This is a genomic window from Ignavibacteriota bacterium, from assembly GCA_016218045.1.
Taxonomy (GTDB): Bacteria; Bacteroidota; Ignavibacteria; order SZUA-365; family SZUA-365; genus JACRFB01.
The window spans coordinates 33,133-59,857 of sequence record JACRFB010000057.1 but is presented as its reverse complement, the minus strand read 5'-3'; the positions used below and the strand labels follow the sequence as shown (position 1 = coordinate 59,857).

The 26,725-nt window shown below is 52.3% G+C and carries 21 protein-coding genes and 1 pseudogene; 13 read left to right on the top strand and 9 right to left on the bottom strand.

Annotated elements, in window-relative coordinates; all coding sequences use genetic code 11:
• Window positions 1-413 precede the first annotated feature (413 nt).
• Both HY962_14980 and HY962_14975 read left to right on the top strand, forming a co-directional pair.
• A complete protein-coding gene (locus tag HY962_14980) occupies window positions 414-926 on the top strand; it encodes a DUF1778 domain-containing protein (GenBank protein ID MBI5648233.1) in 513 nt (170 codons plus the stop codon).
• The gene (locus HY962_14975; GenBank protein MBI5648232.1) at window positions 916-1,428 is read left to right on the top strand and encodes a GNAT family N-acetyltransferase; all 513 of its coding nucleotides are present in this window, start codon (window positions 916-918) and stop codon (window positions 1,426-1,428) included. Before HY962_14980 ends, HY962_14975 begins: the two co-directional genes overlap by 11 nt.
• Before the next feature lie 110 nt (window positions 1,429-1,538).
• Here the strand turns inward: HY962_14975 and HY962_14970 are convergent, their stop codons facing one another.
• The 4 genes from HY962_14970 to HY962_14955 all read right to left on the bottom strand — a co-directional run bounded on the left by HY962_14970 (window position 1,539) and on the right by HY962_14955 (window position 5,452).
• Complete coding sequence (locus HY962_14970) at window positions 1,539-2,762, bottom strand: VWA domain-containing protein (GenBank protein MBI5648231.1); 1,224 nt, start codon at window positions 2,760-2,762, stop codon at window positions 1,539-1,541.
• A gap of 111 nt (window positions 2,763-2,873) precedes the next feature.
• Window positions 2,874-3,530: a VWA domain-containing protein gene (locus HY962_14965; protein ID MBI5648230.1), complete on the bottom strand. Its 657-nt coding sequence runs from the start codon at window positions 3,528-3,530 to the stop codon at window positions 2,874-2,876.
• Window positions 3,531-3,542: 12 nt separating this feature from the next.
• Window positions 3,543-4,853 carry a hypothetical protein gene (locus tag HY962_14960; GenBank protein ID MBI5648229.1) on the bottom strand — a complete coding sequence of 437 codons (1,311 nt, stop codon included), beginning with the start codon at window positions 4,851-4,853 and terminating at the stop codon, window positions 3,543-3,545.
• 20 nt (window positions 4,854-4,873) lie between these two features.
• Window positions 4,874-5,452 (bottom strand): RNA polymerase sigma factor, encoded by a 579-nt coding sequence (locus tag HY962_14955; protein MBI5648228.1) that lies wholly within the window; start codon window positions 5,450-5,452, stop codon window positions 4,874-4,876.
• Window positions 5,453-6,213: 761 nt separating this feature from the next.
• Between HY962_14955 and HY962_14950 the strand changes: the two genes are divergently transcribed.
• From HY962_14950 to HY962_14925, 6 genes and pseudogenes are all read left to right on the top strand, one after another.
• Window positions 6,214-6,669 (top strand): hypothetical protein, encoded by a 456-nt coding sequence (locus HY962_14950; protein MBI5648227.1) that lies wholly within the window; start codon window positions 6,214-6,216, stop codon window positions 6,667-6,669.
• A 446-nt stretch (window positions 6,670-7,115) separates the two neighbouring features.
• Entirely contained in the window at window positions 7,116-7,874 is a 759-nt protein-coding gene (locus tag HY962_14945; protein ID MBI5648226.1) for a type I restriction-modification system subunit M N-terminal domain-containing protein, read from the top strand.
• A 150-nt stretch (window positions 7,875-8,024) separates the two neighbouring features.
• Window positions 8,025-9,119, top strand: a complete 1,095-nt coding sequence (locus HY962_14940; protein MBI5648225.1) for a DNA cytosine methyltransferase — start codon at window positions 8,025-8,027, stop codon at window positions 9,117-9,119.
• The gene (locus HY962_14935; GenBank protein ID MBI5648224.1) at window positions 9,119-11,098 is read left to right on the top strand and encodes an ATP-binding protein; all 1,980 of its coding nucleotides are present in this window, start codon (window positions 9,119-9,121) and stop codon (window positions 11,096-11,098) included. The genes HY962_14940 and HY962_14935 overlap by 1 nt, the downstream gene beginning before the upstream one ends.
• The gene (locus tag HY962_14930; GenBank protein MBI5648223.1) at window positions 11,095-12,267 is read left to right on the top strand and encodes a hypothetical protein; all 1,173 of its coding nucleotides are present in this window, start codon (window positions 11,095-11,097) and stop codon (window positions 12,265-12,267) included. Before HY962_14935 ends, HY962_14930 begins: the two co-directional genes overlap by 4 nt.
• A 230-nt stretch (window positions 12,268-12,497) precedes the next feature.
• Window positions 12,498-13,585, top strand: a pseudogene (locus HY962_14925) (IS3 family transposase).
• 1,055 nt (window positions 13,586-14,640) lie between these two features.
• On the opposite strand, the gene HY962_14920 reads toward HY962_14925, so the two are convergent.
• Genes HY962_14920 through HY962_14905 form a run of 4 tightly spaced genes read right to left on the bottom strand, consistent with a single transcriptional unit; the run spans window position 14,641 to window position 21,740 of the window.
• Complete coding sequence (locus HY962_14920; GenBank protein MBI5648222.1) at window positions 14,641-17,811, bottom strand: type I restriction endonuclease subunit R; 3,171 nt, start codon at window positions 17,809-17,811, stop codon at window positions 14,641-14,643.
• On the bottom strand, window positions 17,808-18,782 hold the full coding sequence (locus HY962_14915) for a restriction endonuclease (GenBank protein MBI5648221.1): 975 nt from the start codon (window positions 18,780-18,782) through the stop codon (window positions 17,808-17,810). Before HY962_14915 ends, HY962_14920 begins: the two co-directional genes overlap by 4 nt.
• Window positions 18,779-20,107 carry a restriction endonuclease subunit S gene (locus HY962_14910; GenBank protein MBI5648220.1) on the bottom strand — a complete coding sequence of 443 codons (1,329 nt, stop codon included), beginning with the start codon at window positions 20,105-20,107 and terminating at the stop codon, window positions 18,779-18,781. The genes HY962_14915 and HY962_14910 overlap by 4 nt, the downstream gene beginning before the upstream one ends.
• Window positions 20,097-21,740, bottom strand: a complete 1,644-nt coding sequence (locus HY962_14905; protein MBI5648219.1) for an SAM-dependent DNA methyltransferase — start codon at window positions 21,738-21,740, stop codon at window positions 20,097-20,099. Before HY962_14905 ends, HY962_14910 begins: the two co-directional genes overlap by 11 nt.
• A gap of 1,032 nt (window positions 21,741-22,772) precedes the next feature.
• On the opposite strand from HY962_14905, the gene HY962_14900 reads away from it, so the two are divergent.
• Together HY962_14900 and HY962_14895 are read left to right on the top strand one after the other, a co-directional pair.
• Window positions 22,773-23,117: a hypothetical protein gene (locus tag HY962_14900; GenBank protein ID MBI5648218.1), complete on the top strand. Its 345-nt coding sequence runs from the start codon at window positions 22,773-22,775 to the stop codon at window positions 23,115-23,117.
• 159 nt (window positions 23,118-23,276) lie between these two features.
• A complete protein-coding gene (locus tag HY962_14895) occupies window positions 23,277-24,509 on the top strand; it encodes an HNH endonuclease (GenBank protein ID MBI5648217.1) in 1,233 nt (410 codons plus the stop codon).
• A gap of 120 nt (window positions 24,510-24,629) precedes the next feature.
• On the opposite strand, the gene HY962_14890 is transcribed toward HY962_14895, so the two are convergent.
• The gene (locus tag HY962_14890; GenBank protein MBI5648216.1) at window positions 24,630-24,839 is read right to left on the bottom strand and encodes a hypothetical protein; all 210 of its coding nucleotides are present in this window, start codon (window positions 24,837-24,839) and stop codon (window positions 24,630-24,632) included.
• 197 nt (window positions 24,840-25,036) lie between these two features.
• Here HY962_14890 and HY962_14885 point away from each other — a divergent pair, with 197 nt between their 5' ends.
• The 3 genes from HY962_14885 (at window position 25,037) to HY962_14875 (ending at window position 26,723) form a co-directional block, all read left to right on the top strand.
• Window positions 25,037-25,501 carry a mobile mystery protein A gene (locus HY962_14885; protein ID MBI5648215.1) on the top strand — a complete coding sequence of 155 codons (465 nt, stop codon included), beginning with the start codon at window positions 25,037-25,039 and terminating at the stop codon, window positions 25,499-25,501.
• Entirely contained in the window at window positions 25,492-26,088 is a 597-nt protein-coding gene (locus tag HY962_14880) for a mobile mystery protein B (protein MBI5648214.1), read from the top strand. Before HY962_14885 ends, HY962_14880 begins: the two co-directional genes overlap by 10 nt.
• Window positions 26,089-26,357: 269 nt before the next feature.
• The gene (locus HY962_14875) at window positions 26,358-26,723 is read left to right on the top strand and encodes a hypothetical protein (GenBank protein ID MBI5648213.1); all 366 of its coding nucleotides are present in this window, start codon (window positions 26,358-26,360) and stop codon (window positions 26,721-26,723) included.
• Window positions 26,724-26,725 lie beyond the last annotated feature (2 nt).

Below are 26,725 nucleotides of genomic sequence, written 5' to 3'. Positions count from 1 at the left end.
TCTACCACTGAATTACTCCCGCGTATATTAATCTCTGTTTTCCAATGACTTATTTTACGGATTCCTGTCTTGCGGGCTATTCGCGGACCAAATACGTGCGAACAACTCGAAAGATATCGCAGTATGTGGGGCTGTCGGTGGTCATGGTTGAACAAACTTAAAGCGTGGGAGGCGGAGAGTCAAGCGGAATTCGTGCGAGTAATTACGCGCATGCCATACCCTAAGCGATCTATCCCGTTAGGGGCGGTCATGGTGGCTCTCAACCGCGAAGGTCGCAGAACGCAGGGAACCCTGTATATCTGTTCCACGCTTGTACCATAAAATTATCGTAAAGGTCTATTGACAAACCCGGCAATACGCCGTACGTTAATTGAAGCAATGTGTTTGAACCTGATTATTGGAAAGGCGTAGACATGGAACCCCATCGTGGAAGTAAGAAAAGGGTAGCTCCAAAAAGGAAGAGTTCGAAATCCCTTCAGATTTCCGGCTCCTCAGCAAAATTGCATGGCTTTGAAGCGACCAGCCCAGCCGCGGCAGCACGCGTTGTTAAGTCTGTCGCAAGTACAGCGAAACCGCGTGGTGGGAAGAAACTGCTTGTTCAGAATACAGCAAGTACTTCCTCAAAAATCCTCACAAGTAGAAGCGAGGAAAAGGAAGCCCGTATCGAAATCCGCGTAGAGAAATCAATCAAGGAGCTGATTGAAAAAGCAGCAGCTTTGCTGGGGCAGTCCATCAGTGCCTTTGTTGTTTCGAAGTCCGTAAGTGACGCACAGCAAGTGATCAATGATCATTCGCGAACCCAGGTCTCGCTCGCAGATTGGAAACGTTTCCAGGAAATACTTTCGAATCCGCCGCCACCAAATGAAGCGCTAAAGAAGGCGGCCAAACAGTACAAAAAAATCGTGGCGCATTCGGATGGCTTCTAACCACAGTGTATTCCTTTTGCGAAAGGCGCATGACCGTGCGAGCTTCGATTGTGGAATTGAATCTCTTAACGTTTTTCTCAAACAACATGCGCTTCAAAATAGTAAGGCTGGATACAGCAAGACATATGTTATGCTCGCAGGTGGTGTACCTGGCGTAATGGCATATTATACAATCTGTGCTGGTGAGTTCGCTTGTGCACTGCTCCCCCCGGATGAGTTGAAAAAGGTGCCTCAATATCCTGTACCAGTTGTTCGCCTTTGTAGGCTTGCTACAGATGTTACGTATCAAAAACTCGGACTGGGTTCGGCGATGCTCGTTGACGCATTGCGCAGAGCTGTACAAGTGTCCAATCATATCGGAGTTCGTGCTGTCGAGGTTGATGCATTGGGGGATAGGGCGCGTATTTTTTACCAGAATTTTGGGTTTATTCCTTTGACTGAGAACCAAAATCATCTGTATATATCAATACAGTCAGCAAAACAACTTGTTGACGAGTTGTAATTTCGCATGCGATTTCAATGCATCGCCTCGCGCATGTTTCGATAACAAAATTCCGTTCATGCAGAGGCGGCAGCCTTTCCCTGGAGGTCTGTACTCCAGTTGTTTTGCGCTCAGCGCGCGATGATCGCGGTCACGCTGCGTGTCTCACCGCCGAGGCGCACCTGCACGCGATACACACCCGACGAGAGCGCGCCGATGTGTACCGGCACGGCGTGCCTGCCCGGTGTTCCGGATACCTGCGCCTGCGGAATACACAGCCGGCCCGCGGCATCGTACACATCGATATACACGGGTTCATTGCTCGCGCCGGCGGCGACGTTGTAGCGGCAGGTGAGCACCGCACCGCGCAGCGGATTCGGCGAGAGCGGCAGCACGTCGAGCCGCGCGGACACAGGAGCCGCAACATCATCCACTGCCGTCGTTGCGGGGATGCTCGGACGGACGGCGCTGCCCGACACGATGGTATCACAGAGATTCACCGTGGCCACGACTTCGTGTGATGTCGCGTCGGGATCGGGTGTTCTGTACATAATATGGTACTCGTCAAAGCCGCGCCGCGCGAAACTCGCGATCTGCAGGAAAATGGTTGAGAGATCGTTGGCATTTGGTGCAAAGAAGTACATGCCGCCGGTCAGTGTCGAGATCATATCCAGTTGAGAGCCATTGACACCGGTGCCGAGGCCGATGTTGAAGATGCGGCGGTTGCTTCTGTTCGCCAGTGCCACCAGATCGGCAGGTGATCGCATGCTGGAATTGTCACCTCCGTCCGTCATCACCACCACGGCCTGCGACGAGGTGTCGTTCATGGCGTTTGTGTATTCCAGTCCCATATATGTGGCGTCCCATACTGCGGTGGCGCCGGTCGCGGCGAAGCTGCGTATGGCCGCGATGAGATCCGCGGTGTCGGCGGTGTATGGACGAATCAGATTCGGCTTGGAACTGAAGGTGATGATGCCGAGTGAATCCGTAGCCGGATCCATGTATCGGACGAGTGTTGTTGCCGCGGTCTTGAGTCCATCGAGACCCTGTCCGGCCATGCTTCCGCTTACATCCAGCACAAGCATCGCTTTGAACGGTTTGCGTGTCTGCGCAGAAGCCGAATTCCCGATGGTGAACTGCTGCACGAGTCTGCCGTTGTCGGTGAGCACAATCTTCGAGGATTCGAGACCGTAGTACGTGAGTCCGTTGCAGAGGACGTGTAACGTCGTCCGTGCCTGCACGTTACCCTGTGTCGCCTGTACAGTCGTGACGCGTGCGCTTGTCTGCGCCTGCGCGGCCGTCGCCGCGAGCAGCAGGACAAGGAGGAACAGCGGAAATGTGTGGCTGCGTTTCATGATCGCTCCGTGCTGATCAGGTGGTGTAATAATAGGTAAGAATCAGGTCCTGTGGAATTCGTCTCGTGCGCCGCTGTTCGCGGGTGCGGAGCTTCTATCGTGTGCGGAGTTTCAGCGCCGCGTGCGTAACGTCTGGAGGACCTGTAGATACGCGGCCTCCGACTGTGTGTTGTTCGTGATCCCTAGATAGCTGCCTCCGGTCGAATCGGCGAAGGCGGTGAAGTCGGCCGCGTTCTGTCCGCCCGTGTCGAAGTAGATGAAGAACACCGGCACCTTGTTCTGTACGGCGAAATCGAGTGCCTCGCCGCGCGTGTGTGTGCTGGAGTTGTCGGCGCCGTCGGAAAAGACGATGACACCGCGCGACGGATTTTTCGCGGACGCGCGGAGTGCGTTCGTGCCGGTGTATATCGCATCCCACACCGCTGTCGCTCCGCCCACCGGCAATCCGTAGATACTTCCGCGCAGCGAATCCTGATCCGTGGTCATCGTCATCCGCTGAATGATGACGGACGTGAACGAGAAAATGGTCGCCTCGTCCTGGCTCCCGTCGAGGGAGTCGACAAAACGCAGGCCGCCCGCGATCGCGGCGCTGTTGCCCGCCCCGAGCATGCTGCCGCTCGCGTCGAAGACCAGGGCGACCGACACGCGCGCCCTACCGAGCGAATCTATCCCGTCCACATCGCGTTCACGCGGCGTGTCAATGTCGATGGGGGATGTACATGCGGCGATGATACACAGAAGCAGAGGGACAATGATGCGGATCTTCATGCGTGAATGCTCCTAGAATGTGACCGCCAGTCCGGCGGTCGGTCCGTATTTTTTGCTTGTCAACCAGAGATTGCTGTGGCGGTACGCCACGATTACACCTTCACCGGCGAGATATGTTTCCACACTGCCCGTGATGGGGACGCGGACCCCCGCGCTGCCGCGCAGCATGGGTCCGAGTTCATTCACCGCGCCGGCGTTGATCTTTGTGAACACGGTCAGCAGACCGGAGAACAGCGACACGTGTGCACGCTCGTAGTAGGCCGACAGCCAGTACTCGAGCGGATTCTGTTGATACCGCGCATATCCCTCCGTCTCGAGTACACCGAAGCGCTGCGCGAACGCCTCGCGGCCCAGCTCCACACCGACCCTGTCCTTGCCGCTCACGGCATATCCGGCTGCGAAGGCGAGATCGCGCAGCGCGGTGGACGACTTCGAACCGATAGTCACCGCGGGTGATGAAGTGCCCGCCGAATACCGCAGCACAAGAACCATTCCCCGGAGAAATGTCCCTTCGTTGTGAGAAACGTCGTCTGTGTGTTTCGACACCGTATCCACGTGCACTGACGAGTCTGCCCTGAGTCCGGGTGTTCCCGCATCACTCCGTATCGGCGGCATTACCGCGGGTGTGTGCACGGTCGCGGCAGGAGGGAGTGTGATGCGTAATTCCCGCGTGGCTGCATCCTCAGAAGGGGCGCCGAGAGTAATGGATCTTTCCCCGTTGATACGCGGCTGTGTTGCCATGTGACGAGAATGATTGACGTGAGACTTTGTTGCTGTGATCTCCGTCCGCAATGTGTTCGTGACAGAACTGCCGGCGGCTGTGTCCGGCACCGGCGGAATCGTGTATACAGGTGGAAGCTGTTCGGCTTCCTGTACCGGGATGGCTGTGTTGCTCTCCGCGGATGGCGACACGGACGGCGATCGCCATAGAAATACCATGACGGCGGCCGTACCGAGCAGACCGAGCAAACCGGCCAGGCGGCCTGTGGTCCACCAGACTGCCGCTGCCGTCTGCACCCCGGGCACAGTTGCAGCGGGGGCCGCGATTTCAACACCTGCCGGTGAGGCCGTGTGTGTTACCGCTTCGGGAATGGCCAGGCCCAGCGACGAAAACACCGCGGCGGTGTAGGCGGGCGGGACGGACAGCGAGCGGGCGTCCTCCTGCATGGCGCTCTGAAGCCGCACGAGTTCACGGTAGCGGCGTTGCAGTGCGACGTCGCGCGACAGACGGCGGAACACGTCCTGCTGCTCGACATCATTCAGCTCGCCCTCTATCAGGGCATGCAGCATCATGTCGTCGTTCATGTCGTATGTGGAAGCCATGTATCTCTACCTCGTACGAATCAGTTTTCCGTGAAATAAGGCGCGAGGATGGTGCGAAGTTTTTCCTTCGCCCGATAGAGGCGGATCTTCACCGTCGAAATCGGAATGCCCAGGATTTCGGCGATGTCGGCATAGGGGAGATCATTGTACTGCCGCAGTATCAGCGGTTCCCTGAACTCGAGCGGAAGCAGTTCTATGGCGAGGCGCACGAGTTCCGCGCGTTCCGTTCTCTCGAGCGCCGTGTCCTCCACACCAAACGTATACTCCTCGGCCGGGACCGTGTGTTTACGATCGCGCAGCGCCGTCAGGCAGCGGTTGCGGGCGATGGTGTAGAGATATGGTGCAACACGCACCGCGGCCTCCGCCGTGAGCGCCTTGCGGTACAAGCGGATGAAACACTCCTGAAACACATCCTTCGCGTCGTCGCGGCTGCCCAGCATGCGGATGCAGTAGGCAAAGATCCCGGGCGCATGCCGCTGATACAGCAGGTGAAACGCCTCCTCTCCGCCGCCCGAGCGCACGTGTTGGAACAGTTCTTCGTCCGTTTCCAGGCCGAATCGTGTCACATCCATCTGCGTTTCAGTATCCAGCGGTGTCATGCTGTAATCAGGTTCTTCATGTCTACACAACTCACCGGCAGATTAAAAGTTACAGATGCCAGCGGTGTCGGGTGTTGCGAAGGCGGGGTCTGAAGGTTCAGATGCCCTTCATCACACTACAAGACAACACACTGTGTGGAGACCTGACGAGGACGGGGAGCGGGGACGGGGGACGGGGGAGTGGGGACGGGGGACGGGGGAGTTGGGAGTTGGGAGTCGAAGTGCGACGAGGCAGCGGAACAACGAACCTGTGTCTCACGGAGCGGAGTCGAAGTGCGACGGAACAGCAGAACAACGAACCCGTGTCTCACGGAGCGGAGTCGAAGTGCGACGGAACAGCAGAACAACGAACCTGTGTCTCACTGAGTCCGCCGCCGACGGAAAGTGCGACGGAACAGCGGAACAACGATCCTGTGTCTCACTGAGCGGAGTCGAAGTGAGACGGGGCAGCGGAACAACGAAGCTGTGTCTCACTGAGCGGAGTCGAAGTGCGACGGGGCAGCGGAACAACGAAGCTGTGTCTCACTGAGCGGAGTCGAAGTGCGACGGGGCAGAGAGGAGGTACTAGTGGTGCGGTGTTGCTGGAAGTCTTAGGAAATATTTCCGCACGTCTAAATGGTTTTGTTGAACTGTACTCCCGTTTTCCAATACGTTTGTTTTCAGAGTGGCGAACCGGCACTTAATAAAACTCATGGAACAGGGGCCTATCTCGAAGGTGTTCCAAACAGCTACCAGATCAACCATGTTTGAGGAGGAATCACATGCTCGCATTCATGAATGGATTCATGTCCGATCCGGCTGTAGCAGCGGCTGTACTCTCAGCGGTTGCAGCAGCCGTGAGTTTGCTTATCGGCGTCTGGACGTACCGCCGGCAAATCAACGTCCAGGCGTTTTTCGAATACACGCGGCGTTTTGAAGACATTATCAATCAGCTCTCCGTCGAAGAACGTTCGACATTGTTCGACGCAAACCCTCCGCCGGAAACGATCAGCCCGGAAGCAAATCGCTTCATTCTGCGTTACCTGAATCTGTGCTCGGAAGAGTACTACCTTGTGAAAAAGGGATGGCTCTCGAAGGATGTCTGGAATATCTGGAAACAGGAACTCGAACGGACGATCAAGAGTCCGGTCGTGGATAGGGAGTGGAAGACATACCGCGACGAATTCTCGGCATACACGGAGTTTCGGAGTTACGTGGACCAGCTCCTACGGAAGTGAAGGTGAGTCAACCATCCCGCAGTACAACCGCACATGAGATTCCCCTGTTTAGGCCAGGAAGGCAACCCATGGTTGCTGGATTAATGGCTGATATGATGTTCCTGCTTCGGTCGGTGCGCGGTACCACAAAGGTGGGACAACGGCTGCCCACAGTTTGATTCACTCCCGTTTCCTTCGCACATTGCGGCATAATTACTGAGAGACGTGGGTCGTCGAAGTATGAAGTGTGTGTGGTAGTCTGATTCATTCAGGGAATTCCGTTCTATCTGTCCGATTTTGTACATTTTGTTGTACCACCATTACACGTGAACAATCGAATTGTGGTTTGCCATTTCCCCGACAGGGATACCTGCCAATTCACTTCCACTCTGCATACGTTTTTCCTCCCTGCCGATAACTGCGCCGGCATGGCGAATCGTTTCTTGACCCACCTCCTCACGTAACACATGCCCCGTACAAAAACCAAGACCTTCGCACAGTCCACCGCCAACATCGGGTTCGAGGCCAAGCTCTGGCTCGCCGCCGACAAGCTGCGGAACAATATGGACGCGGCGGAATACAAACACGTCGTCCTCGGTCTCATCTTCCTCAAGTACATCTCCGACACCTTCGAGGAACACCGCACAAAACTCCTCGCGGGCGTAGGCGACTACGCCGGCGCCAATCCCGAAGATCCCGACGAATACAAAGCCGAGAACGTGTTCTGGGTGCCGGCAGAGGCGCGTTGGGCGCAGCTCCAGGCCAATGCCAAACAGCCCACCATCGGCAAGGCAGTGGACGATGCGATGGTTGCCATCGAGATCGACAAAGTGCGCCTCAAGGGAGGCAATGCGGGGCACGGTTGGGCAGAGCATTTCAGCCATCACTTCGAGCAGCAGAGCATGGCCGGGTTTGTCCTAGCCAACGGCAGAATGTTCCCCAACCAGAGCGGCGGAGGCGACAACCACCGCGTCTGTAACGAGGCCTACCTCATGGATAGTATGATCGTCTGCCTCTGCCAGCTATATTACGGCACGCAGATAAAGGCCTGCTTATGGTTTCTCTTGAAGACCCGAAGAACCGTTACAAAACGCGATCTTGGCGATAGAAGCAAGCACTCCAAGTTGATCGACGCCCGCAAACTCGGGACTCTCATCGACCGCGTACACCACGTGCTGACCGAAGCCGATCTATATAAAATCATAAGCAAATATCATACGGCATGAAAAAAGGTAAGAAAAATGATGCAGTGCCTCTGGGGCGAAGAGCCGGTCGCTTTCACAGTACGGACTGTAGGAAAGTCTCCAATTCGCTCTGTTGAATAATCCTTGAATTTCTCGCCCAGGCTGGCGCAACACGCAAATCACTGATTGAAAATGCTTCTTCACAACCAAGACATCGGTACCAGTAGACGGCGAACCACGACACAACACAACGGCGAGGAAGATGGTATCGCCCAAAAATCAGGACCTTCGGATGCCGCTCTTCCGAAGATTGTAAGCCTCTTTTCTGGGGCAGGCGGTCTAGATCTGGGATTTCGCCAGCAAGGTTTTATCATACCTCTCGCAATCGATTTCACCGCTGCTGCAATCAAGACGCACCAACGAAATTTTCAGGAAACGCACGGAGTAATTGCCGATTTGGTAAAACTTGGGCCGATCGGTGTTCTAGCCCGTGTTACTTCAAGGATTCCACGAGGGGAACGAATAGGTATCATCGGAGGTCCCCCATGCCAGGGCTTCTCTCGAGGAAACCAAAATTCTCGAACCGATGATCCACGCAATGAACTACCTTCTCTCTACATCCAAATCGTTCGGTACCTCAGGCAGCACTACTCGGTTGATTTTGTCGTGTTTGAGAACGTTCTCGGAATGAAAGACAAGAAGCACTTACCAACCTTTCATGCACTTTTAAAAGATCTCAAAGGCCTGCAATTCGACGTAACTGAGAACGAACTGTGTTCCTTGGATTTCGGTGTGCCGCAGAATCGGAGGCGGCTCATTCTAACAGCAATGCGGAGTGATCTGGCTTGCGAACTCCCGGCTCCGAAAAAGCGGAAGGGACCTGCGACGGTTAGTGACGCCATCGCCGGGCTGCCGGACCCAGTGTTTTTTACCCGTGGACTTACAGCGAGTGAATTCCCGGTTCATCCAAATCATTGGACGATGAAGCCGAAGTCTTCGCGATTCACAAATCCGGCGACTACAGTTGGCGGCCGAAGTTTCAGAAGACTCGCCTGGGATAGGCCGAGTCCTACAATCGCCTTTGGCCATCGTGAAATCCATGTTCATCCAGATGGGCAACGACGGCTGAGTATTTACGAGGCGATGGTGCTACAAGGATTCCCAAAGAGTTTTGTGCTCGAAGGTAACCTCTCTGAACAAGTTTCACAGATCTCGAATGCCGTCCCGCCTCCAATGGCAAATAGTATTGCTGAAGCGGTGAAGGTTGCACTAAAGAAAGCCAATTAATGAAAACGCCATCACCATATTGGGTTATCGATTCTGCCGAGAAGGATCTTGTTGCTAAAATTCACAATAGTGAAAGTAGCGGTGAAGTCGCCGAGACTACTTTACGGACAGATGAAAGAGTAATCGCACGAGTTACCGATGGCATTTATCGCCGCCCAGGGTCAGCAATCCGTGAATTGATCTCGAACGCCTATGACGCAGATGCAACTAGAGTCGTGATCAAGACCGATGCCCCACGTTTCGATCGAATTACTGTTGAAGATAACGGCCATGGCATGAGCCCTGAAGTGTTGGCTCACATGATTTTCCACATCGGGGGAAGTGCCAAAAGGAGTAAGGAAGGACAATCCCTTGGTGTTGCGGCAGCTGATAGTCAGTTTCACAGTCCGGGTGGCCGCCGTTTGATTGGAAAAATTGGGATTGGATTGTTTTCCGTCTCACAACTTACACGTACATTCCAAGTTATAACTAAGGTTGAGGGAGACAATTTTCGTACAATCGCGACAATTGTACTAAAGCAATACGCTGACGATCCTATCGAAGGCCTCCCGCTGGGCGAAAAAAGGTATGAATCTGGAAGGGTCAATATTTGGCGAGAATTTGCGAGCGATGTTGATTCACATGGTACGACAATTGTCCTGACAAGTATAAGGCCACAAGCCAAGGATACGCTTCGAAGCCGAGATACATGGGCAGCAATCGAACAGTCTGAACGGTCCGACGACTCGGATAGTAGTTCAATCTTGACACCGCCTCGATTTCATATTGGCCGCGTCTCCTCTGATGAACGGCTATTAAAAAGGGCAGGCACGTATTATTCCTCACTGCCTTGGGATAAAAATGATGACCCAGAAGTAGCATTCAGTAAGCTTGTGCAGGCGGTCTGGGACGAAATTGGTCCATCAGGCCCGAATCCAAAACTTGAGAGGATCTTTGACAACTATCTCCAAATGGTGTGGCAGTTGGCTCTGTCCATTCCTCTTCCCTATGTGGACCGACATCTTTTCGACCTCGAACCCAAAGGTTTAGCTAATGTTTACGAGCTTTCAAATCAGCCGAAAGAGGTTGCAACACCTGTTTCCTTCAAAAAAGGGCAAACTATCCGAGAGCGATTAGCACTCATGGATCCAGCCGGCTCAATTGGCCGCTTTGATATCTGGTTTGATGAAATAAAACTTGCCCGTCCGCTCAAGTTCGAAAAACTCCCCGAGAGTCGAGGTGCGTTAACTACACCGCTGGTGTTCATCGGTAAGCTGAGAGAAACTTTTGAGAAAATACCTAGAGAATTTAGTGGCGGTCCTTTGGAGTTTGAGGCGTACTTGTTTTGGACGCCGAAGATAGCACCTACTGAACACCAAGGAGCATTAGTCAGAATTCATGGATCGAGCGGGACTCTTTTCGATTCAACATTCTTGCGTTACCAGACTGCTGAACTGATAAGGTTGAGACAAATTACCTGTGAGATCTTTGTTCAGGAGGGCTTAGAGGGCGCTCTGAACATTGATCGTGAATCGTTCAATGCATCCCACCCACATTCTGTATTCATAACAAAATGGCTTCACCAAGCACTTTTACAACTCACGAACACTCAGAAAAAGCTAGCGCACGAAGCTCGGCAACGAACCCGAGACGCAAGCAAGGATTTGGCGGTCTCAGGCATCCAGCAAGTAGCGTTAGATGTTTGGATGAAGGAATCAGGAGACTTTGATTCAATACCACCCCAGATAGAGTTTACAGACTCGGAAGCAAAAGCGAGAACTGGAAGCGATATATATGTTTTTAGTCGCACTGCTGTTATTCCTGAAGGCAAAAAGATTCTGACTCAGAAACAGCGTGCTCACGAGGCAATTCTTGAGGAGAAACTTAAGTCGATTGCCCAAGTGCTCGCTGCTTATGGATTGCTCGACTCTCTCAATAAGAGCAAGCAAGAGGGGCTTCTTCGTGCAACCTATAAAATTCTTACAGCACCTGAGGAATGATGACGAATAAAGGTAGTGGCCAAGCAATTGGTTTGATGGATACGTCCTTCGACAACGCCAAGTACGAGGCACCGAAACCTTCGAAAAGAAAGTTTTTACCTTGGCATCGTCCAAGAAAACACTATGTCCGTAAAGAGCAATGGCAACACCAAATTGAAGAACTTGCCAATATTGGTGCACTTGAAGCACAGACCCTCAGGTATTTAGGGTTACCTGGGACGGATTTGTTAGACATAAGGCATTTTCATAAAACGCTTTGTGTACCTAAGAATCTCGCCTTGTATTTCCTTGGGTTTAACAATGCAGCGCAATCCCAACATGACGACCAGATTGAGTTGAATATATCACTCGACGAGGTTCGAAAGATGCCAAGGGTTGATGCTCGCTCCGACGTCATCCAAGATGATTTCTGCCTTCTGGCTGACGATAGTTCGCTGGCTTGGAGCCGTGTTAGGGAATACGGGCCTTTCAACGTAGTGAACATTGATTTGTGCAACGGCTTTGCGAGACATAAACCGGGTACCATAGACATCAATTATTACAACGCCATAATTAGGCTGATGACGCTCCAAGCTAAACAAAAGCAGCCTTGGCTATTATTTCTCACCACAAGAACGGGTAAACAGGATATCCATAAGGATGTGTTGGATATTCTGACTGATAAATATCGCAGCAACTTAGCCGATTGCGAGTTGTTTAAGGAACAGTCATCTATAGAGTTTGGGATAGCCGACGAAGATGAATTAAGCAAAGCGGTGATCACTCCGGACGGGCACCTTTCCGTGTTTTTAGTCGCCTTGAGCAAGTGGATGATAGGAATAGGCACAGTCCAGCAACCGCCTTTTGCAGTTACCATTTCGAGCACGTTGACCTATCGAATAAAGCACAATGCGAAACACAATGATTTAGTTTCAATTGCGTTTAAATTCGATCCGACATTTGCGGCCGCTCCGGATCCTATGGGGCTTGCCAAAGTAGTCGATGATCTGCCTACCGAGTGTAAACTTGCCTCTGCCACGGTTAGGCACATCAAGAATCGGAAATGCGTTGATACCATACTTCGTGATAATCCTGCGATTAGATCCGCTCTGGTGCACGAGACGGTTGAGTTACTAAAACTTGCTAGATACGACACTTCGGGATTCGTCGATTGGTTGGAGGCACAGTAGACTGCTCCTTCCTCGGCTAAGGTATCACGTAAATTCCACAACGGTGGTAACATGATTGAAAGGAAAGGCAGCTTATCCTAGTTCTTCGCGAGCAACTACACGACGTCCTGCAGAATGCACCGTTCATCGGTTTCATAGAAACACCCATTAACCTGACACCTGTAAACTGGTCCGGCAAGAAGTAGAGTTGTTTGGCATATTCCCGTCAAAGAAAGAGGATGGAGGTGCCGATAAAGAGGTCGAAGTTCACCGAGGAACAGATTGAATTCGCGCTCCGCCAGGCGGAGGGCGGGATCAATGTGGAGGAGGGCTGTCGTAAGCTGGGGATCGAGGAGACGTCATTTTACGTCAGGAAGAAGAAGTACGGAGGGTTGGGAATGACGGAGTTGCGACGATTTAAACAGTTGGAAGAAGACAGCCGTCAGCTCTAGAAGTTGGCGGCGGACCTGAGCCTGGATAAACAGATGCTGCAGGACGTGCTGCAAAAAAACTCTGAGGTCCGTTGCGAAGCGGGCCGTAGCGGCCCATTTGTAGGAAGCGTACTGGGTGAGCGAACGGCGCTCCTGCACCGTCACGGACCTGTTCAGGTCGCAGCTACGTCGGCACGCGCGATGACGATCTGCCGATGCGTATACGTATCCGTGAGATCGCAGCGGTGCGTGTCCGGTACGGTTTCCGCCGCATTCACACACTGCTTCGCCGCGAAGGGCACATCGTGAATCAGAAGAAGGTGAATCGCCCGTACCGGGATGAGGACCTGCACCTACGGCGACGGTGCCCCCGCAGCCGTGTGAGCGCCTACCACCGTCTGTTTCAACCTCGTGCCACGAGCATCAACGAGTGCTGGAGCATAGATATTGTGACCGACAGTCTGTCCACTGGGCGCAGGTTCCGGGCGTTAACCATAGTCGATAATTGTACACGCGAATGCCCGGCGATCCACTTGGCACCAGCGCTCACAGGGGAGTGATGTGGTGGACGTTATGAACCGTTTGAAAGCAGACCGCGGACTGCCGAAGCGGATCCAGGTCGACAACGGGAGTGAATATATCTCGAAGGCACTGGACAATGGGTGTACGAGCACGATATGGCGCTGGACTTCTCGCGGCCCGGAAAGCCGACAGACGATGCGTTTATTGAATCGTTCAACGGCAGCTTCCGCGACGAGTGTCTGGATGTGCATTGGTTCTTGTCCCTGGAAGATGCCACCGCGAAGATCGAGGCCTGGCGCACGGAGTATAACGAGCTTCGTCCGCACAGCTCACTTGCGAACAAAACCCCGAAGGAGTTTGCCGAATCACAAATCGTCGTAAATTAAAAATCTCAAATTTTGTGTGGACCAGATTTGGGCTTCAGGCAACAAGCAAAAACCTCTAGTATTGAGTGGACCAAATTAGGGCTTTAGGTTACCGCTTTTTACTTATATTTGCAATTGAAGACATGTAAAAAGTTTATTCTTCTAATAAGGTACTATTAGGATAAGTTTATGACAACCAAAGATATTCTATTGCTGCTCTTCGGTGCGCTTCTATCAGCCATTCCAACGTGGTTATTCTCAAAATGGTATTATCATCGCACATATCGGATCCGTAATTTGAGGATAAAAGCGAGAAGGCTCCCGAGTAATGCGGACCTGTCCAATTCAGCAATTGTGATATCGAATACAACTCGAGCTAAACTAGCGGCCCTCGTCAGTAAATACGGTCAGGAAGTTGATATTTGGAATATAGTTATTACCAATACGTCTGACCAAATTATAAAACCGGAAGATCTTAATTCCGTATTGAAAATAAATATATCCGGAGAGACGCAATTAATCGACGCTGTTTGTGATGCAGAGGATACGACAGGATCTCGTGTGACACTTCGCGACTCAGTGCTAAAGGTTGAATTTAAACGATTAAAACGGCGCGCGAGGATCGTAATTGACGTTATTACCGAGAAGGGGAGCGACATCTCGTTTTCGACTGATAACTTTCTGAATGGTGCGTCAGATGTCATGTCGGTAATGAACGTGCAGACCTATACCCCAGCGCCTCCGAGTACTAGAAATGATCCAATAGACCTAATTACCATTTTGCTTGTGTTAACTCCATTGTTTGCATTGTGGTATGGCCCCAGTTTGGCGGATTACCTGTCAGGCATTACGTTCATAAGAACATTTATTTGCCAAGACAGTCTATCTTTAGCGAGTAGGTTGTTTTTCTTTCGATGGGGATTCACAGCGTGCTTGGCGATAGTAACCGGGACGATCACGACGAAGATTATTAGAAAGTACTTGTGGCGACGTTTTGTTCGACCATACATTCTATGGATAGAAAATCAGTAGATTTATGAGCAACGAGATTGCATCGCTGTGGCGCCAGATAAACGTCATTCGGTATGTACTTCGATCCACCCCTCCGACAGCACTTCTGCCTGCTCCAGGACTGTCTGTGTAGCTTTCTCCTGCTTGTCGGGCGGATAGCCGTACTTCCGCAGGATACGTTTGACAATTACGCGGAACTGGGCGCGGACGTTCTCCCTGATCGTCCAGTCGATGGTGACACTTTCTCGAACCTTCACGACGAGCTCTCGAGCGATTTGTTTGAGTATTGCGTCTCCAAGTTCGAGGACGGCACTGTCATTGGCTTCCAGTGCATCATAGAAGGCAAGCTCGTCGGTCGTGAGTCCCAGTTTTTCTCCACGTTCAGCTGCTGCCTTCATGTCTTTGGCGAGCTGAATGAGTTCTTCGATCACCTGTGCCGTCTCAATCGCGCGATTCTGGTAGCGGCGGAGGGATTGTTCCAGCAACTCTGCGAATGACCTTGCTTGCACGATGTTATGGCGACCTCTTGTCTTGATCTCTCCTTTGAGTAGTCGTTCGAGGAGTTCAACGGTAAGATTTCGCTGACGCATCCCTCGCACTTCTACGAGGAATTCATCGGACAAGATGGAGATATCTGGCTTCTTGAGTCCAGCAGCAGTAAAGATGTCGATGACTGAGTCAGACGTGATGGCCTTTGAGACAATCTGGCGGATAGCGAAATCTAGTTCCTCATCGGTTTTTTGATCTGTGGGTTCGGACTTGGCGAGCACGGACCGGATGTTCTGGAAGAATCCGACATCATCCCGGATCTTGTATGTTTCCGCGTGTGGGACAGAGAGGGCGAATGCTTGCGACAATTCAGTCACAGTTCTCAAGAGCCGTGGCTTCCCATCATCCTGGGCGAGAATATGTTCCAGGGCTTGTTTCAAGACAGTCAGTCGTTTGATCTGATCTGGAGTGAAGTACTCATGCCAGTCGAATCCATGAAATAGACCACAGCATACTTCATATTTCTCCAGCATCACTGCAACTGCAGCGGCTTGATCGATTGCCGTATTTCCAATCCCACCGGCTTGCGTGTAGGTGGCAAGTGCATTCTTCAGGTCATCTGCCAGACCGAGGTAGTCTACGACTAGTCCGCCCGGTTTGTCCTTAAACACACGATTCACGCGTGCTATGGCCTGCATGAGTCCATGTCCACGCATGGGTTTGTCGACGTACATGGTATGCATACTTGGAGCATCAAATCCAGTAAGCCACATGTCGCGAACAATGACGATCTGGAAATGATCCTTGGGATCGCGGAATCGTGTGGCAAGTATCTCGCGTCTCGACTTGTTGCGAATGTGATCCTGCCAGTCTAGTGGATCTGATGCAGATCCAGTTACTACCACCTTGAGCGTCCCAGTGTCATCTCCCTCGCCATGCCACTCGGGCCTAAGAGAGACGAGTTCACGATAGAGTTCGATCGCGATCCTGCGGCTCATGACAACGATCATCGCCTTGCCATTCATGACGGACAGGCGGTTCTCAAAATGGTCCACAATGTCGCGTGCGACGAGCCGCATGCGCTTCTCTGATCCGACAATTGCCTCCAACTGCGCCCACTTGCTCTTCAGCCGCTCCTTCTTCTCGACCTCTTCACCTTCTGTTGCCTCCTCGAAATCAGGATCGATATGTGGCCGCTCTGTTTCACTAAGGTCTAGTTTGGCGAGCCGCCCCTCGTAATAGATGGGTACGGTCGCACCATCAGCCACGGCACGCTGGATGTCGTAGACACTGATGTAATCACCAAATACGGCACGAGTGTTGGCATCTGTCAATTCGATGGGTGTACCGGTGAATCCGACGAACGAGGCATGTGGGAGTGCATCCCTCATGTGTCGTGCGAATCCGTCGATGAAATCGTATTGACTCCGATGTGCTTCATCTGCAATAACAACAATGTTCCTGCGTTCCGAGAGAATGGGGTGGCGATCTCCTTTTTCATCCGGGAAGAACTTCTGTATCGTGGTGAAGACCACTCCCCCGGATGCGACAGTCAGTTTTGACCGGAGATCGGCCCTGTCCTCTGCTTGTTGAGGAGGTTGTCGTAACAGGTCCTTGCACCGAGCGAAAGTGCCAAAGAGTTGATCGTCCAGATCATTACGATCTGTGAGGACCACGATGGTGGGATTTTCCATTGCTGGATGAAGAATGATACGCCCCGCGTAATACGCCATCGTAAGACTCTTGCCAGATCCCTGTGTGTGCCACACGACACCGACCCGCCTGTCACCCGGTTCACCACCCGGGCGTTTCCGTGTCATGTATGTGCCTCTCTCCATCGCGGCTATGGGTCTCTCGCTTTCGAGGGCGGCACGCAATGTTTCCTCGACCGCTATATTCACGGCGTGGTACTGGTGATACCCAGCAATTTTTTTTGTGAGCGACCCGCCGCCGCCGCCCGAGGAAGAATCCTCGAACACGATGAAGTAGTGGATGAGATCGAGAAACCTCTGCCGCTCGAAAACGCCCTGCAGCATGACCTGCAATTCTGTGAGTGCAGAGGGCGCGTCCCCAAGGCCGTCTATCGTGCGCCAGGGCTTGAACCATTCCTTCCCCGACCCCAGTGCACCAATGCGTGCCTGGATGCCGTCAGAGATGACGAGAACCGCATTAGAATTGAACAGGGATGGGATCTGGTGCTGGTACGTGACAAGCTGTTGGTGTGCCGTCCAGATTGTGGCATTTTCGTCCGCGGCGTTCTTGAGTTCAATGACACAGAGTGGCAATCCATTTACAAAGATCACAACATCCGGCCGGCGCGTGTGCTGTCCTTCCGCCACAGTGAATTGGTTGACGGCGAGCCAGTCATTGTTCTCTGGGACGTCGAAGTCGATAATGCGAGCCAATCCGCCGGAAATGGATCCATCAGGACGGATGTACTCCACCTGCACTCCATCGAGGAGCATGCGATGCATGGCGTGGTTGCGCTGCAGAAGTGAAGGGAAGTCCTGCCGCGTCACCTTGCGGAATGCCTCGGTGAGTGCCTCCTGGGGCAGCAGTGGATTCAATCGCTGTAACGAGGACCGAAGCCGACCTTCGAGAATGACATCTCGGAAAAGTGGATCTGAACGCTCTGGAGTGTTGCCGTCAACTGCGATGGATGGACCGTAGGAGATATCGTATCCCAGACCATGCAGCCATTGCAAGGTCGCTTCCTCAACAACTGATTCAGTCATGAAGTGTGTCATGCGAGCACGAGTCCGGGCTTCAAGCCAAGCAATTCCTGGAAATCCTGTGGAATGTCATTCCAGTGTTCGATGAGGAGGTCGACGAGCTGACGTCCATTAATGAGGCCGATGCGTGGGAAGCCTTGCTCCGTGGCAACCTCTGCCGCCTTCGACTGGAAATCTGCCGTAGTGATGAATGCGCCTTGACCGCCAAATGGAATTGCCTGCCGGAGCTGCCTGACTGCTGACGCGGAGATTTTCGTCCCCTGCTTATACCGCTTGGCCTGAACAAATATTTTCACCTTCGCGAGGTTTGATGCATTCAGTTCGCCGATTGCGTCAACTCCACCGTCACCCGTTTTCCCAACAACTTCAGACCCCTCGAATCCGAGCGCAGTGAGAAGATGACCGACAAGGATTTCAAATTCAGTTGGATCGAGTTCGAGGATTTGTTCGATGACCGCGGCGTATGGATCGTAGGTCGACTTAGACACTGTTGTAACGAGATCCGTACGACCGATAACTTGGAAGAACTCATCTCTCTGGGATACAGAAAACACACTCTGCATCGATGTCATTGTACGCTGGAAGGGAACAGAGAACTCACTCCGGCGCTTACGGTCATTTGCCCATGCTACGGGACGGCGATGACGATACGGGCAACCATCCTCCCCATCCCAGTAGATGTACAGTGGAGCAGACTGTACGAGGCCATAATGAAACCATTCTGTGTCTTCGGCAGGAGTGATGATATAGTCACCAGGTTGGATCTCGAGTAGAAATCGGCCCATCTGTCCCACCCACAGTCCAATGACTACTGGACTGGCAACATCAGAATATGCATCCTTGAAAAGTGGATACAGCTCATCTCGAGATGTTATATGAGCGAGTGAAAATGGAATTTCGTCCGCACCAACTCCAGCATATCCTCCTTTGAGATAATTTGCCGTATACTTTCCACCGCTTGCCCGGACACACCAAACATTTGTCATGTTGTCACCTCGGTGAGGAATTTATCGGCATTATGTATTCGCAATTCACCTGACATGAGCTTGGGTAGAAGCGTGTCGCGCAGGGTGGCGAGGGTGCGGGATTCAAGACTGTTCAGGCGCATTTTGGCGAACCAGACACTAGCGTGGGCATCGAAGGCATCGACTATCTCCTTCGGTGGGACGAGTACATTTTGCTGGCCGACCAAGTTCGTGTTGAGGTTCTTCTGGACCGAGCCATCAGCGATGTGAACGAGGTGTTCCGCCAACTCGATGAGAACGTGGAACAGGTAGAGTTTCGAGATTGAGCGGAGATTCTTGAAGTAGAGCCAGCCGTCATGAATACAGCCGTGCAATTCGACGAACATCGGAATACCGCACGTAGCGCTGTTGGAGAGGATGAGGTCACCTGGGGCGACTGCGACGCTCTTCTCAGCTCCCTCCTTTTTGACCATCTCCCTTGTCTCGAACAGGAATGGACCAGCAGCGGATGTAGCGTCTGCAATCTTCACCCATGGAACTTCACCATTCATGTAGTCGTTGATGGGTCGCGGCGAAGCACCACGCCCGAGTTGGCAAAGCTCTGAGAGTGGCTTCACGTCCCAACCAATTGGCGCATGCCCGATGGCGGTGTCTTCGAAGTCTGGGGGGAATAGGGCGGCGATAGCGGCGTCGAGGGCGGAAGGGGGGCTGCCGTTGAGCTTGGCGCGCACAGGGTCGAAGTCCACGAACCAGCTCTGGAACAGCGCCCGTGCCGTCGCCTCCAGCGTCTCGTTCATCCGTCGGTTCAGCTTGATCTTGTCGTCCAACGCCCCAAGCACCGACGCGATGGCTTTTTGCTCGGCGAGAGGGGGGAGTGGGATACGAATCGTACGCAGATAAGTAACCGGCTGAGCTATCGAGGGAACACCGGTTTGAGAAGTGTTCGCCAAGAGTTTATGCTGGCCTTCAGGTGAGCGGAAAAAATAGACAATATATTCCGGGATAACTTTGGCCAGGTTGCAGCGCATATAGAACTGCCGCTGCGAAATCACGTATCGGTCGTACTTAGATGTTGGAGGAATATAAGCAACTTGGCCTATGTTTCCGGCGTGAGTGAAAACCACATCGCCCTTTCGGACATTGGCGTTCTTCAACACTTGGGCATGTTCCTCCGTGATGAATTTGTATTCGTGATCTTCGAGGCACGAGCCGTGAAGATGTTGCCCGCTGATAACAGGGATACCGTTTTCAACAAATGTGGAAACTTTGATAGAAGAGCCGAACGGGCCCATTGACACGCGTTCGGCAACTTCCTCAATCGTGGCAGTTGTCCACTCACCCGCCATAACCCAGTTCCCGCAGGTTCGCCTTGATCGCCTTCTCCAATTTCGCGGACTCCACAAACTGATCGTTCAATTCAGCCACAAGCCGTGCCATCTTTTCCTCGAAGGGCTCACCGTCGTCTTCTACATCCTCGGCGCCAACATAACGGCCGGGGGTAAGGACGTGGCCGTGGGCGGCGATCTCGGATGTAGTAGCGGATTTGCAGAAGCCAGGGATGTCTTGATAGCCTTCATCAGCAGGTGGAATGCATGCTCCGGCCTTCTCGGCTTCCCCGCGCCACGCACGCTGATCGAAGCGCCATTCGTGATAAGTGCTTACGATTTTTTCGAGGTCTTCCTCTGTGAGTTCCCGATGCACACGGTCAGTGAGTGTGCCCATTTTCCGTGCGTCGATGAAGAGGGTCTCTCCACTCCGGTCACGGATACAGTTAGGTATATCACCGTCCCCGTGCTTCACTGTGCGTGCCTTTTTGTTCTTTGTCAGAAACCAGAGACACACTGGAATTTGTGTGGAATAAAAGAGCTGGCCAGGGAGCGCCACCATGCAGTCCACGAGGTCTGCTTCGATGATCGCCTTTCTGATCTCACCTTCGCCAGACTGATTGGACGACATTGAGCCATTGGCAAGCACAAATCCCGCCACTCCATTTGGAGCAAGGTGATGGATGAAGTGCTGCACCCACGCGAAATTCGCATTGCCTTTGGGCGGTACTCCATACACCCAGCGCTTGTCGTCCTTGAGCAATTCCCCGCGCCAGTCACTGTCGTTGAACGGGGGATTGGCGAGGACATAGTCGGCCTTGAGGTCTGGATGCCCGTCCGAGTGGAACGTATCACCATGGGCGATCTGCGCGTCGATGCCACGGATGGCGAGGTTCATCTTGGCTAAACGCCATGTTGTGTAATTCGACTCTTGCCCATAGATGGAGATGTCGCCGATACGCCCGGCATGAGCTTCGATGAACTTTTCACTTTGGACGAACATGCCGCCTGAGCCACAACATGGATCGTACACCCGGCCCTTGTATGGGGAGAGCATTTCGACAAGCACGCGCACCACATGGGATGGAGTGTAGAACTGTCCACCACTCTTCCCCTCTGCGCTGGCAAAACGAGCAAGGAAGTACTCGTACACTCGTCCTAGAGTATCCTTTGAGCGGTCCGCGGCCGACCCGAGTGCAATGTCACTCACTAGGTTAATGATTTGCCCGAGACGCTGTTTATCTAGACCGGGACGAGCGTACTCCTTTGGCAACACGCCCTTGAGCGATGGATTGTCGCGCTCGATAGCGGTCATGGCATCGTCCACCATGGTCCCGATTGTGGGCTGGGGTGCATTGGCCTTCAGGCGCGACCAGCGTGCCTCTTTTGGCACCCAGAAGATGTGTTCGGCTTTGTACTCATCTGGATCTTCGGGGTCAGCGCCATGCTTCTTCTGCTTCTCGAGTTCAGCGTGATGGGCTTCAAACGCATCTGAGATGTACTTCAGGAAGATGAGGCCGAGGACCACGTGTTTGTACTCGGCGGCATCCATGTTATTGCGCAGAGCGTCCGCCGCCGCCCAGAGTGTGGCTTCAAAACCAAGATTAGAATTTGACCCTGTATCTGTGCGTTTTTCTTTCTTTCCCCGGGGCATGATTGGTCCGCGCTACTGGTTGAAGCGTTCAGAGGGGTGCTGCTGATCCTTCCTGTGAGGGAGAAGATCAGCCAATTGGGAGCAAGAACACGAAAAGATACTCGGATTTAGATCGAATGACAAGGTACTCCAATCGGCCGGATATGCTGATGCAGAACCAGTTCCGGATCGCGAGACTGAGGTGGTTTGGGTGGATTTTTGGAATACATGGACCGATTTGGATGGATTTGCACTAACAGTACATCATATGTCCATAGTCAGGCACTACACGGAGATATTTTGCACTCATGCTCCTCGAAACACGAGGACGAGCGGAAAAGGAGGCGATGCTGTGAAATGACCGACGCAGCCAACTTTCCCGAACTCAGGAGTCCAGAATGATGAACGAACCATGAAAAATGGACAAGTGTGTTGACCCACTGCGTTTTTAAGGTCGCATTGGGAAGAACTAGAAGAACTATTTGGATGATAACCTGCCATCCAGGCCTACAGGAAGAAGCCGTCAAAACCGTGCTCGCCCAGGCAGAGTTGTTGTGTGAGGAGTGGGTTTGAGGGGGTAGGGCGTGGATTTATCCCTCGCCCCTCCACCCGGACGTCTCCGGGTGAGGGGGATAGGGGAGTGTGTGTTATTTGAGCGCTGCGGCGGTTGCTCAGAGTCCTTGACTTTCAAATCGTCAGATTCTAAATTTTGAGCGGGATGTACCCCGCGTCGAATCCAACCGTGGGTTCTAATATGTCGAAATCAGGCTCACTTGCTGCAAAATGTTGGGATGGCGTTCTTGCGCGATGCTTTGTGTTCTTCACACGGACGGAGGAGATGTCGTGATGATCCGTATCGCATGCATGAGCAGGTTGCTCTGTGGTCATCGCGTCGTACGATCATCGTTATCATTCTCATTGATGGAAAAGCTGAGAATTGTAAATCCGTTACAGCGGGGAGAGCGAAAGTGAAAACATGGATTAAGATGTAGCACAGCATCTATTCACAACTAATTATTCTCACAATAATTGTTCAAACAACGGAGTGGAAAAATGAAAATGAGAATCACTGTCGGATTCATGCTGTTGTCGATCGTCATGTATGGCTGCGCGCCTTCAGTCTCAGATCAAATAACAACCGGGCTAAATCATCCCTCATCACCATGCAAAGATGGTACGTTCCTACATCTTAAAACAAAAGATATTGAATCGTTGACACTTAAGGAGCTGGAGTTGCTTAAAATCAAAGAACAGGCATGTGCGGAACACCAGTCTAACATGATCGCAGCGGCCCATATTGCAAAGGGCGCAGCGTATGCTGGTGAAGTGACTCTTAGCATATATTTGACTGCTGTAATTGCATCGCTGGTTCTTCTTGTGATACAACAAAATAAATAATGCTGTGGCTACATATCCTATGGAGAGTTAAATCCGGATGTCCGTATTAATGCCGTTACCAGTATCATTTGCATTATCATGGTAGTCTTGCCTGCATGATAAGATTTGAGCATAGTGCGAACGGGGTATTAATCAACTAGAAAGTGTGTGTATGAGGTCATGAAATACGTTCCGTTTAACTGGCGCCGTTTCCACGCCTACCGCGTTTTCGACGAGTTTCTAGATCGTTTCGTGCTCCAGCGGAAGAGTTACGTAACACGGCACAACGAATATCTAGATTTTGAGGCGGCATTTGAAGAAATCAAAGCGAGGTTCGTCGCAGCATTCGATGATTCCGAAAAGCATTTCGAAGAGAAGGTGGTACGCCAATTCGAAGGTGCGGCAATACAAACTAAAATCGTCTTTGCCAATGTCGAATATCTTTGGGCAATGCCCATGCAGAATATCTCCCCGAAGAGGAAACGGGCTTATGCCGAGAGGTGGTTTCCCGATACGCAACTAGTCGTCAGCGGTGATGAATTCTATTTTGTTTCTCCTCATATCATCGCAGATCCAGGCTCATGGTATCTGCGGAACAAATATTGGGAGATTATCGCTGCGCTGAGGGTTCTTTATATAATCACAACAACCCCTGGTCTCTCTGAATTGAAAGAGTTAAAGGAGAAAATCGCTGAAGTCTGTCATTCTGCTATGTATCAAGGCGTTTCTGCTAAGGAGAACTTCGCTGTTACCAAGCAGTGCGGTATTCACTCTGCATTGATGCACCTTGCCGCTCCCGAACGTTTTGAATCCATAATTTCGGCAGCGCACCGAAGGCAAATTTGTGCTGTGTTTGGACATGTGGTTGAAAACCCATCCCGGGATGTTGAAATATTGTTGAAACAGATCCGAAACACACTTTTCGATTCTCATGGTAACGGCGAAGAAGCAGATAATAAATATCGATGGTTCTTTTACTCGAGAGATATTTTACCGCTGTGGCTCGACAAGAAGAGCAAGAAGGAACAAAGGCTGACTTCAGTTGTTTTCGATGTGCGGAACGAGGAAGACGCTGCTGCTTTCGAAGGAGACAAGGAGGAATTCACAGGCTATCGGATCCGACGCAGCGCTAAACTTGTCAAAGAAACGAAGAATCGTGACGGCCATACCTGCCGCGCATGTAATTTTCACTTTGAAGATCAGATCGTCCATGTCCACCATCTTGATCCAATAGGTGAATACAAGTATCCCCAAAAGACTAAGCTTGAAGATCTCGTCACACTATGCCCAACATGTCACTTTCTCGCGCATTACTTGCTACGAGATAGTGCCAAGTTCAAACAAATCGACCCTCTTCTGGCCGAGCTTACGAGGCTCAGTTCCTCGCCCAAACGAAATAGGACGCTATCCTAGACTGGACACTTCGACAACGCGCGCTTGCGAAAAGCGGAGTCACAGTAAGCGCAAACAACCAAACATACCCCCCCCCCACCACCCGGACGTCTCCGGGTGAAGGGGATAGGGGAGTGTGTGTTAATTGAGCGCGGCGGCGGTGGGTTGGACGGCGGCGGGGGTGGGTGTGTCGGGGATGGGTTGTCCTTCCTCGAGCTGGCCGTTCTCCTTGCGGTAGCGGACGGCGAGGGCCTTGGGGACGCGCAAGGCCCGGTAGGTGTCGAAGAACACGGGGTGGGTGGTTCGGAACAATCCCGTTTCATACTTTGAGGAAAGTCGCGAACGGGGCATGATATCGATTCTCTAACCTATTCATATAAAACAAAATAGTTGATACGGCTCAAGTTGTATCGCCAGTAAGGAGATCAATAAATCAGGATATAGACGTAAAATGGTTGCATGGCAATCAGGTAATAACCAGAAAATACACTTGCTTCCATCAGGATGTAACCTTATGTTTGTTCTTGTGAATGAAAAAAGGTATCCGTATGAAACGCGAAAACAGGAAATTGGTGCTGGAGCAGCTCGATAGAAAGCTCCGTGATTTCCAGCCGCTCGGTGGAGCGATAGTACCTGAACGAGGGTGGCTCCACGCCATTCGGACTGCGCTTGGAATGTCACTTCGCCAGCTTGGCGGCAGACTCGGAATATCGACTCAAAGCGTCAAGGAGATCGAGGACCGCGAAGCAGATGCTTCTATCACTCTCAAGACTCTTCGCGAGGCCGCCAAAGCCCTCGATTTAGAACTTGTGTACGTCCTGATTCCGAAAGCAGAGTCCCTTGAGGCGATGATCGAGAAGCGTGCAATAATGGTTGCACGCTCCATCGTACTTCGAACCTCCATGTCGATGGAACTTGAAGATCAGGAGGTATCGTCGGTGCGCATAGAAAAGGCGGTCCGGTCGAAGGCCGAGGAGCTTGTCCGCATGATGCCGAGGTACCTATGGGATTAAATCTCGAATACATCGCTGGTCAAACACCCATTGACGAGGATGAGAAGTACGGGCTACTCATCCCGACCCTCACCCTTCGATCGGAACTCGACGAGTTCGAGCAGCAAAACATTGAGAATGCCATCCAGTGGACGATGTCGCGCTCATTCACTGTCTCCGAAATCCTGACCGAGGATTTCGTGCGTCGGCTGCACCTACGCATGTTTTCAGACGTGTGGAAATGGGCAGGGGATTTTCGTCGCACAAACAAAAACATCGGTGTGGATAAATTCCAGATCGGCATCGAGCTCCGCAATCTCCTTGACGACTGCAGGTTCTGGATCGAGCACGAGACATATCCCGCAGACGAAATCGCTGTGAGGTTCAGCCACCGTCTGGTTCTGATCCACTGCTTCCCTAATGGTAACGGACGGCATTCCCGGTTGATTGCTGACGTACTCATCGAGAAAGCTCTGGAGCGACCGATTTTCACGTGGGGAAGCGTCACGCTCACTCAACAGGGTGTGGCGCGTAAGGAGTATCTACAAGCTCTGCGGTCTGCGGACAAAGGGGATGTGGCTCCGCTTATCGCTTTTGCGCGAGGATGATCACCTCCATACAAACTCAATACAGTACGGCATCGTCGGAATCAACGCAACGCGCGTACAAGTAAGAACCGCGTCAGATGGCAATCGTCTGCCACCTTTCTGCCCGGGAGCGTCACTTTATCCTTGCATTTGCCTGCAAGGGCGGCTAATATGGCGGTGTCATTCCTGATCATACATCAGCCACGCCACGGCACTTTGTGGTATTGGACGCATATCGAGCGGACCGCACCTCGAATTATTGTCCAACAATCCCAGAAAGGAGTCTTCCCATGAAAATCACGGGCAAGACCTCTGCACGCGTCGTGTCGCTCGTCCTGTGTCTCCTGGTTGCCGGTTCGGTATTCGCCGGCAATCCGAAGCCGAAGGGCAAGCTGCAAAGCTACCTCGTCGTCTCTTCCCACACGAAGGAAGAGTGTTTAGCCGCATTGGACAAGGCCTCCGCGATGGGCGCCAAGAATCTTTCGCAGTGGAAATGGGGCTGCATGGCCGGTGATCACACCGGGTATGCGGACGTCCGGGCGACATCAACCGAGGAGGCGTTGGCAAACGTCCCCGAACCGTTGCGCGCAAAGGCCAAGGCCGTGCCGGTACAGGTCTTCACGCAGGCGCAGATCAAAGCATTCCACGACATGTGACA

Bases quoted from the DNA above. Each gene is read 5' to 3' on its own strand.
- HY962_14875 (MBI5648213.1), top strand. From the start codon at position 26,358: ATGAAAATCACGGGCAAGACCTCTGCACGCGTCGTGTCGCTCGTCCTG.
- HY962_14950 (MBI5648227.1), top strand. From the start codon at position 6,214: ATGCTCGCATTCATGAATGGATTCATGTCCGATCCGGCTGTAGCAGCG.
- HY962_14955 (MBI5648228.1), bottom strand. From the start codon at position 5,452: ATGACACCGCTGGATACTGAAACGCAGATGGATGTGACACGATTCGGC.
- HY962_14975 (MBI5648232.1), top strand. From the start codon at position 916: ATGGCTTCTAACCACAGTGTATTCCTTTTGCGAAAGGCGCATGACCGT.
- HY962_14895 (MBI5648217.1), top strand. From the start codon at position 23,277: ATGAAATACGTTCCGTTTAACTGGCGCCGTTTCCACGCCTACCGCGTT.
- HY962_14945 (MBI5648226.1), top strand. From the start codon at position 7,116: ATGCCCCGTACAAAAACCAAGACCTTCGCACAGTCCACCGCCAACATC.
- HY962_14880 (MBI5648214.1), top strand. From the start codon at position 25,492: ATGGGATTAAATCTCGAATACATCGCTGGTCAAACACCCATTGACGAG.
- HY962_14940 (MBI5648225.1), top strand. From the start codon at position 8,025: ATGCTTCTTCACAACCAAGACATCGGTACCAGTAGACGGCGAACCACG.
- HY962_14930 (MBI5648223.1), top strand. From the start codon at position 11,095: ATGATGACGAATAAAGGTAGTGGCCAAGCAATTGGTTTGATGGATACG.
- HY962_14900 (MBI5648218.1), top strand. From the start codon at position 22,773: ATGAAAATGAGAATCACTGTCGGATTCATGCTGTTGTCGATCGTCATG.
- HY962_14915 (MBI5648221.1), bottom strand. From the start codon at position 18,782: ATGACAAATGTTTGGTGTGTCCGGGCAAGCGGTGGAAAGTATACGGCA.
- HY962_14965 (MBI5648230.1), bottom strand. From the start codon at position 3,530: ATGAAGATCCGCATCATTGTCCCTCTGCTTCTGTGTATCATCGCCGCA.
- HY962_14885 (MBI5648215.1), top strand. From the start codon at position 25,037: ATGAAACGCGAAAACAGGAAATTGGTGCTGGAGCAGCTCGATAGAAAG.
- HY962_14980 (MBI5648233.1), top strand. From the start codon at position 414: ATGGAACCCCATCGTGGAAGTAAGAAAAGGGTAGCTCCAAAAAGGAAG.
- HY962_14960 (MBI5648229.1), bottom strand. From the start codon at position 4,853: ATGGCTTCCACATACGACATGAACGACGACATGATGCTGCATGCCCTG.
- HY962_14905 (MBI5648219.1), bottom strand. From the start codon at position 21,740: ATGCCCCGGGGAAAGAAAGAAAAACGCACAGATACAGGGTCAAATTCT.
- HY962_14970 (MBI5648231.1), bottom strand. From the start codon at position 2,762: ATGAAACGCAGCCACACATTTCCGCTGTTCCTCCTTGTCCTGCTGCTC.
- HY962_14910 (MBI5648220.1), bottom strand. From the start codon at position 20,107: ATGGCGGGTGAGTGGACAACTGCCACGATTGAGGAAGTTGCCGAACGC.
- HY962_14890 (MBI5648216.1), bottom strand. From the start codon at position 24,839: ATGCCCCGTTCGCGACTTTCCTCAAAGTATGAAACGGGATTGTTCCGA.
- HY962_14920 (MBI5648222.1), bottom strand. From the start codon at position 17,811: ATGACACACTTCATGACTGAATCAGTTGTTGAGGAAGCGACCTTGCAA.
- HY962_14935 (MBI5648224.1), top strand. From the start codon at position 9,119: ATGAAAACGCCATCACCATATTGGGTTATCGATTCTGCCGAGAAGGAT.